Below are 8464 nucleotides of genomic sequence, written 5' to 3'. Positions count from 1 at the left end.
ATATGGTCTGATTATCTATAGGGCCAAAATTTCGTTTAAATCATATATATCATTTCAATATTGGTTCTTTTTTAATGATAAATTTTTCGATACCTTATTTGTTATTCCTTTTATATGGATTAACGAATTTCTAAAATTTCTTTAATTGTTAATATTCTTTTTAGAATATTAGTTTTTATTTTTTTCAGAAATTATTCAGGAGGTATATTAAAAATGAGATAGGTTTAAATGAATTTTTTGGAAAATAAGAATTTTGTTTTGAAAAGTTAAAATAATGTTTTTTAATTTTTATGGGTTAAACTGATTTTGAAATTATTTTTAAAAAAAGAAATAGAAAGTGGTATTTTTATAATATGTTGTTTAGAGGTGCTTTTTCTATGCCAAGAATTTGTTTATCCATTAATTCAGGCATTCTTAATTTATAAATGATTATGGAGTCTTCTTCTTCATTGATTATTTCTTTGAGTTTGTTTTTTATATATTCAAATTCACTGTTAGTTACTTCTCCTTCAAATACAGAGTTTTGCACCCAGTAAAGGTTTTGTCTTAAGAAACTTTTTACTTTGTTTACTCTTTCTACTTTTATATCATAAACTAATAATAAATACATTTTTTACCACCATATAACAAATGGATTATAAGTTTTTTCACCTATTAAATGTTTTTTTAATTTGTATGCTTCTAATCTTATTAGTCTTTGGTATGAAACTTTTTTATTTAATGTTTTATGTTTTATTGTTTTTTCTAATCTTTTATTGTATTCGTTTACGAAGATGTTTTTTCCTTTTTCATTTAATAAGCAATAGTTTAAGTCTTTATCAAAATCGTTTTTGGATATCATTTTTTTATTTATTAAATAGAAAATTAATCTGTCTACGAAAATGGGTTTGAATATTTCACTTAAGTCAAGTGCTAGTGAAAATCTTCTCTCTGAGGGTTCATGTAAATATGATATTGTAGGGTTTAATTGGGTGTTGTATATTTCTGTTAGGACTGTTGAATACATCATACTATTTCCAAAACTTATCATTGCATTCACCATATTTTTTGGTGGTTGTTTTGATCTTTTTCCCATTTGAAATTCATCTGGCAATATTTCGTCAAATTTGGAGTAATATTCTGATCTTATTCTTGCTTCTACATTCATTATTTCTGTGATTTTGCTTGCTTTTTTTAGTTCTTTTAATGTTTCTTTAATGTTGTTTTCTATTTTGTAATAGGCTAAGACTTTTAATATGTTTTTAGCAGAGCCTTCTACAAATAATTTAGCTAATTGTTTTCTTTTTGTGAAATCTAAGTAGTATTTGGCTTGTTTAACTATTAAATCCCCAGATAGGAGTGATTCTCTTGGATAGAATGATCCATTATAATATCCATAATAGTTGAAAAAATGTATAGGGATTCCTTCTTTTGCAAATAAGCTTATTACTTGTGATGAGAATGATATTTGCCCATAAGCATATAGGGAATATATTTTATTTATAGGTAATGGTTTTTTGCCTTTTTCATTAACATAATAAATGGTGTTTTCTTTTCTTTTTAAAATCCCTTCAGATAATATGTAGTAATTCTTTTTAGGCATGATAAAAGTTTCCTTAATAATTATTTTTTTTATACCCAGCAAAATTCATAGTAAGAACAGTTTTTACACATTTTCTTCTTTTCAGGATGGGGCATTTTATTTTTGATTATGTGATTAATTTTATTTAAAAGATTTTTGATTTTTTCAATTTTTTCTGTTGTTAAATCTATTTCTTCTTTTTTATTAACTAAAGGATAGTTTAAAACCCCTTTAAGGTTATTTATATTTTTATGTTCTTTTAAATAGTACATGTAATATAATAATTGATATTCATGTGCTTTTTTTGTTTTATTGCTTTTTTTGATTTCATGAACTTCTAAAGTATCTCCTTTTTTTATAAAGTCTATGGCTATTAAGTTATCTATTAGTAAGTCCTTTTTTTCTTTGGAATAAGTTTTTTCATGTAATTGTTTTCCTAAGCTTACAATATCTGAATTTTGTTCCATTGATATATTATGTGCAAATAACCATAATTGGGTTTTACATGTGAAATAATAATTAATTTCTGTACCTGTTATATTATAATCACTATTTTCAAAGGTTATATCTGTCATAAAATCTGGTCTTCTTCTTCATTTAATAGTAATCCTAATTGAGAATCGTATTTAATATCTATAAAATAAGTATTCATGGTTTTATCATATTCAATATTATTTTCATTTAATTGTTTCATGAATTGACCTTGGCTTATAGACACGAAATATGATTTCATTTCATAGTATTCTTTTTTCTCAAATTTTTTTGTAAAATCATATTTGAATTTTTGTGGAACAAGTTCATAAGAGTTAAATAACTTATAGAAACTAGATTCACTATCTTTAGAATTTATAAATGGTACGATTGTTTGATAAAAATCATTGAAATTTTCAGATACAGATAAAAATTCATCAAGATCTTTACCTGTGTATCCTTCACCGTAAACTGCATCTATAATTTTTTGTATTTCACTTTCTTTAATTAAGGAAATATTTTCTAGTACTTTTAATGTTTTTTCAACTGTTTTTGTATTATAAATATATTTATCATTATCACTTGGAGTTGAAAATACATTTACTTTTTTTATTAAATTTTCTTCCCATCCCTTACGGTTAACTCTTCCGAAACGTTGTATTAATGCATCTAATGGTGCAGGTTCTGAGTATAATGTATCATAATTAATGTTTAATGATACTTCTATAGCTTGTGTTCCAACTAATAAGTTTAAATCATTTAAGTTTCCTTCAATTCTTTCACGATCTTTTAATATGAATCTACTGTGTAAAAGTGCACTGTTTGTAAATCCTTTATCTTTAAAGTGTTTATAAATTTCTTGGGCTTTATTTACAGTATTACATACTACTAAAACATGCAATCCTTGATTTAAATCTTCTTCTATTAAATCTAAATTATCCATAATATTAGAATTGATTATATTAAGCTCATGACGATTAAAACTATCTAATTCTTTATTATTTAGTAGGATTTCTTGATTAATATTTAATTCTTTTATAAAAATCTTTTTAAGAAAAGAAGGTATGGTTGCAGACATTATAAAGAAATTTACATTATAATCTTTCTTTAATATTTTTAAAATCTCTAAAAGTAAGGATGTTACATGAGCATCATATGCATGAATCTCATCAAGGATAATTAATGAATCTGCTAACTCAGATAAGTTCATTTCAAAACCTTTCACTCCAAAAAATGATTTAATTATTTGAAAAGGAGTTAAAACCTTATAAGGTCTGTAAATTTTTTTAGATAAATTCTGAATCTCTTTAACCTTATCCTTAGACTCCTGGTAATTTACATATACATCAAACACCCCATTTACACTACTTTCTTTAACCTTATCCTTAGACTCCTGGTAATCTAAGTCTGAAAATGTTTTATATAAAAAGTAGGAAGCTTTACCATGTAAATTTGCAACTAAATCAGGATTTTTAAAATCTTTTTTCAAACGAGTATACATTGCATTAATACTTGCAGTGTAAGGTAAGAGATAGAAAACTCTTTTAGAAGCAAGTTGATTCTGATTATTACCTGACCATAATAGTGCTGCTTCTGTTTTACCACTACCAGTTGGTGCAGTTAAAAAAGTATCACCTTTAGTTTTTGATGCTAAAATTTGAGTTTTACGTAATGTTTTAAAATCAAATAAGGATCCAATATCTTTTATCCCATTTAATATTTCATATTTAGAACCTGATGCTAAATAATCACAAGCATTCACTAAACCTTTAAGAAAAACACCATAAACTTCATGTAACTGTGTGTATTCCTCATCATTATACTCCCAATAATATTTGCTAACTGTCGAATCGAATACATCTTCTAATTCATTAAATTTTATTGTTTTTGGAGTTTTAACCTGGTAACCTAAATATTTATCACTAAATTCTGGAATCAAATCAAAATATTTAATTAATTGATTAAAATTTATTTTTAATTCCTCTAATTTTTTAATGTAAACTATAAAACCCGGACTAGGTTTATTCCCTATAGGTTTAGTTGAAAAATTATGTTCTCTTAAAAAATTAACATCTTTATGATGAGTGATAATAGCTAAACCAATACTATACTTATAAAAATCAGAGTAAAAACCATTTAATGAAGAAATAAAACTAGAAGATAATATTTCATGACGATACTTCCAAGGGGATCCTTTTTCAAATAAGCTTTTTTGAAAACCTGTAGCGGCTTTTCCAAAATCATGGAAAAAAAGAGAATAAAAAAGATGTTCCCAGAAATCATTAACACCACATAATTTGGGTATTTCTGGATATGCATCTTTAATTGATTTAAATACTTTTAAAGTGTTTTCTGTATGTTGGATTAAAGTTTCATCCGGTTTTGCAAATATTTCATTCACCATAAACTAATTTCACCTATCCCCATATTTTTTTTAGTATATCCATACTCCCCAATCTAAGTTGGAATCATAGTATATTTCATCTTCATAATTAAAGAAATCTTTCATGAAAATGTAAGGTTTAGTATTTACTGCTTTTCTAGGAATTGTATTTGTAAAATGTGTTGGTAATGATTGTATAACTCCATATGATCCTTTCACACCATAAGGGAGAATTGTTTTACCTAATTTAACATTACCCTCTTTTTCTAGATTAATTTCTTTTACCTCCGATACCATGGCTAAATCAGTTGATCGGCCAAGGACAAGTGGATATGCTGGTTTTTTAAAATATTTTTTATATTCTAAGTTATCTAAGTATAAATACATTTTAGGGTTGAATAAAAATTCTCTTTTAACTACATTTGACTTATTGCCCTTTAATCCTTTAATTTCATAAATTGATTCTAAATCTACAGCTTTAGCATCAGAATTAAAAACATAACCCCAGTGAATATTATCATCAGAATTAACAATTTCACCTTTTGCTGCAGATAAAAGACCATAAATAGTACTTAAAGGAGGTGAGGGTAAAGTAGGTTGAAAACCACTAATAAATGTAGGATATCTGAAAGATGCCATCCAACCTTCAATAGTTACCCTTAAAAATTTCATTCTTTAACCAACTTCGGAACTTCTTTGTTAAATTCTTTAACTATTTCATTTATAGATCCTAAAACAAGTTTACTATTTTCTTTAGATAATTCTTTTAACCCAGTGATTGTTTCATCTTTTAAGAATCCTTTTCTATAACCAATATAAACATTAGTTAATAAAATATCATCATAATCATTTAGAACTTCTTTTAAGGATTCAACATCTAATTTAGCCCCATTTTTTTCTTCTTTAATTATATTCATGAGGAAATGATTTCCACCATCAATACTTGTTAATATTAAGAATTTTGGAGTTACATCAGTTAAATGAGATGCTTGTTTAGCACCACCATACAGGTAAGGTAAAGCATTAATTATATCTTCAACACGTTTTATTCTAGTTTCATCATCTAAAACCCATGCATCATCAGTATTAGTTAATCCTTCTTTTTCAGCTAATTCAATTAATTCAGGATACATGTTACGATAACCTGTTGTTTCTTTAGTGAAAAATTTACCTGCAGTATCTAAGTTTATTGAGAATATTCCTTTAAGAACTGTGGAATAAAATTCATGTTCATAAGGTACAGGATCACCTTCATGTCTTGCCATAACACCAAAATCATTTGTAGGATATTGGCCTACAATACTTACTAATGGAGAATTACTTAAAACACTTCGTCTAGTTACAGTTCCACCTTCTTTTTTACTTAAAGCTCTCATATAACCAAACATATCATCATCGGGGTAAATTATTGGATTAGCACTAGTAAATGCAATCTTCTTATCACGTTGAATTGGTGACATTTCCCAATTAAACTTGGATTCTAAAGTTTCTCTCCACCAATAACGTAATGCTTGACCAGAAACATAAGGATAAGATTTTCCACCTTTACGGATAGCTTTAACTCTAACTATATTATCTGTTCGATCTCCAGCATCACTACCTGCATTGTTTAATGCAGAATGTGGTGCATCAATTAACATAAAACCTATAACATTCTTTGACATAATTTTATTCCTCCTCAATATCTGTTTCATCCTTAAATTCTTCCACATAGTTTTCAGCAACTAACCATTCATGAAGCTTTTCATATATTCTAAATAATAATAAATCTTGTGTTTCTCTCCAAGTTAAATTTCCTTCAGGGAATAAATATTTAACATACTCATCATATGTAAATAATAATTCCTCTTCACTATTTGCAATTCGTTTTTTTATAACTTTTCTTAAAATATTTCTAAATGAATTATAATTTTTAGCAGTCTCTAAATTATGCAAAACTTTAGTATCATTATTAGATTTAATATATTCTGCTAATTTATCACCTAAACTTTTAATAGTTTCTAAACGTTCCTCATCCATTTTACGCACCTCCATCATATAATACTTTAACAGATCCCAAGAACAATAAGCCTTCTTATACTTTCTATTAAAAAAATAATACAAAATACTTTTATTAGTTAATAAATTATTATAAACCGTATTTCTCTTATTTTTATAATCATTTAATTCTTTTACTTTATCCCACTTAACATAAACATATCCTTTTCTAACAATCATATTCCAATTTGAATATTCATCTGGTGGAATATAAGTTAAAAATCTGAAAACATTAGTTGGAACATTAAAAATCTCCAATTCTGGTCCTTGATTATAATTTGTAAAATAATAAAAATTCAATGATGGATATTCATCAGCCCAACGTTCATCACTATCACGGATAATATCCATAATCATTTTAAAAACAGCATTTTGAGGATTAGTATAACCTTCATTAAAACAACCAGTATATACTTGCATAGATTCTTGTTTACTAATATTTTTTAAAGCTTTCTTACTCCAATGATTCATAACTTTACTTGAATCAGAATGTAATAAAATCATTTTTCCTCCAGATGCATACATTACTAATGGAGAAAATTGAATTAAAAGAGTACAAAGATTACAATAATCCGCACCATCATTTGCAAATGAAAAATAATTTTTAAGAGAACCAGAACCTGTAAGAGGAACATTAGATTTAACCACTTGAGTATCAGTATTTCTCCGACCACAAGCCATACAATCCCCAGAATCATTAACTGGTGGAATATTATCTAATAAATTTTTTAAAACTTTAAAATATTTCTCCTCCTTACCCTCAACTTTATAAGTTAAAGGTTGTAAATTAGGAAAAACAGTATACATATTCTTATTCCACTTCGCTTTAGGATACAATTTTGAAATAGTTTCACTAAGATTTATTAAATCATCCTTTGTTATGTCGTTTAAATCCTTTTCACAGAATGTCTTCAATGCATATATACCAGAATCAACAAAAGCATTCCCCGTTATTCTTAAACCTAATTCACTTGTCATCTAAATATCACCTCACAAATAAAAACTTTTAAAAATATATTAATTAATCTTATATTAAACCTTGTATATTATATAAATTACCTTAATTAAACCAAATCAATTAAACCAAAGCCCATTGAATTTTTCTCCCCTAAACCACAGTCATATGCAAATTTTAACAAATCAGCATCCCCTTCAAGGATTAAATCCATCATATACCCCCTATTAAAAATCCGATTACCGTCCTTAAAAACAGTAATCCGTTTACGCTTAACATTCTTCATTTCAGAATACACATTAAAATCAGCACTAGAATTAGAATTATAAAAACTATTAAATTTTTTAATTAAATTAAGATTTAACTTATTAAAAAAAACATCACCAGGAGCTAAATCCCAAACCTTCAAATCACCATCAACCATCTTTTTAGTCCTAACAAGTATAGGGGACAAAGTTCGAGCAGAAAACTCACCATCAAAAGAGGGCATAGGTAACAATTCAATATCCTTAACATTCAAAATATCATTATGAAACCTAACTTTCCTATCACTTAAATAACCATCAACAAGTGACCGAATCAAATAATCATTAGGTGAAGAAATAATAAAACTAAACTCCCCATTCCGGGAGATAATACCATTCTTCACAAACTTTCTCTTACGAACGCTTATTTGAGAAAAATTAAAAAACTTAAAATTATTAGAATCATGCAACTTACTAGCTAAATCCAAATCACTAATCTTATCATAAATAATACTAGAAAGAATATGATTATAATTAAAAGGAACCAAATAATTCTTATTCTCCGATTTCAATGTAATATTCAATCTCATATAAACTATAATATAAATAGATAAATAAATAAACCTTTCTATTTAACTTTCAAAAAAATTATCTCTTGTTAAAAATGATTATTTTCATTAATTAAGAAAAGATTTTTTTAAATATTAATTTGCTTAAATTTTAATTTAAAAGTAAAGTTAATATATTAATTGAAGACAACATAGGAATATAATTGTTAGAAAATTAGAATTTTTAAACATTTAAATTAAAAA

General features: G+C 26.0%; 8 protein-coding genes. All 8 read right to left on the bottom strand.

Annotation, left to right across the window (positions count from 1 at the left end):
• Positions 1-346: 346 nt before the first annotated feature.
• Positions 347-610, bottom strand: coding sequence for a CRISPR-associated endonuclease Cas2 (gene cas2, locus BP769_RS01760; RefSeq protein WP_413861934.1), 264 nt, complete (start codon positions 608-610; stop codon positions 347-349).
• Positions 611-613: 3 nt separating this feature from the next.
• Positions 614-1582 (bottom strand): type I-B CRISPR-associated endonuclease Cas1b, encoded by a 969-nt coding sequence (gene cas1b / locus BP769_RS01755; protein WP_413861932.1) that lies wholly within the window; start codon positions 1580-1582, stop codon positions 614-616.
• Positions 1583-1611: 29 nt separating this feature from the next.
• Positions 1612-2136: a CRISPR-associated protein Cas4 gene (gene cas4, locus BP769_RS01750; RefSeq protein WP_413861930.1), complete on the bottom strand. Its 525-nt coding sequence runs from the start codon at positions 2134-2136 to the stop codon at positions 1612-1614.
• The gene (gene cas3 / locus BP769_RS01745) at positions 2133-4436 is read right to left on the bottom strand and encodes a CRISPR-associated helicase Cas3' (RefSeq protein WP_413861928.1); all 2304 of its coding nucleotides are present in this window, start codon (positions 4434-4436) and stop codon (positions 2133-2135) included. The genes cas4 and cas3 overlap by 4 nt, the downstream gene beginning before the upstream one ends.
• A 30-nt stretch (positions 4437-4466) precedes the next feature.
• Positions 4467-5087: a type I-B CRISPR-associated protein Cas5b gene (gene cas5b, locus BP769_RS01740; RefSeq protein ID WP_413861926.1), complete on the bottom strand. Its 621-nt coding sequence runs from the start codon at positions 5085-5087 to the stop codon at positions 4467-4469.
• A complete protein-coding gene (gene cas7i / locus BP769_RS01735; RefSeq protein WP_413861924.1) occupies positions 5084-6079 on the bottom strand; it encodes a type I-B CRISPR-associated protein Cas7/Cst2/DevR in 996 nt (331 codons plus the stop codon). The genes cas5b and cas7i overlap by 4 nt, the downstream gene beginning before the upstream one ends.
• Positions 6080-6083: 4 nt before the next feature.
• Positions 6084-7430: a type I-B CRISPR-associated protein Cas8b1/Cst1 gene (cas8a1, locus tag BP769_RS01730; protein ID WP_413861922.1), complete on the bottom strand. Its 1347-nt coding sequence runs from the start codon at positions 7428-7430 to the stop codon at positions 6084-6086.
• A gap of 86 nt (positions 7431-7516) precedes the next feature.
• Positions 7517-8200, bottom strand: coding sequence for a CRISPR-associated endoribonuclease Cas6 (gene cas6 / locus BP769_RS01725; protein WP_413861920.1), 684 nt, complete (start codon positions 8198-8200; stop codon positions 7517-7519).
• Positions 8201-8464: the final 264 nt, after the last annotated feature.

Source organism: Methanobrevibacter sp. UBA417 (assembly GCF_002508845.1).
In the GTDB taxonomy this organism is placed as follows: domain Archaea; phylum Methanobacteriota; class Methanobacteria; order Methanobacteriales; family Methanobacteriaceae; genus Methanobrevibacter_A; species Methanobrevibacter_A acididurans.
This window is presented reverse-complemented; position numbering and strand designations above follow the sequence as displayed.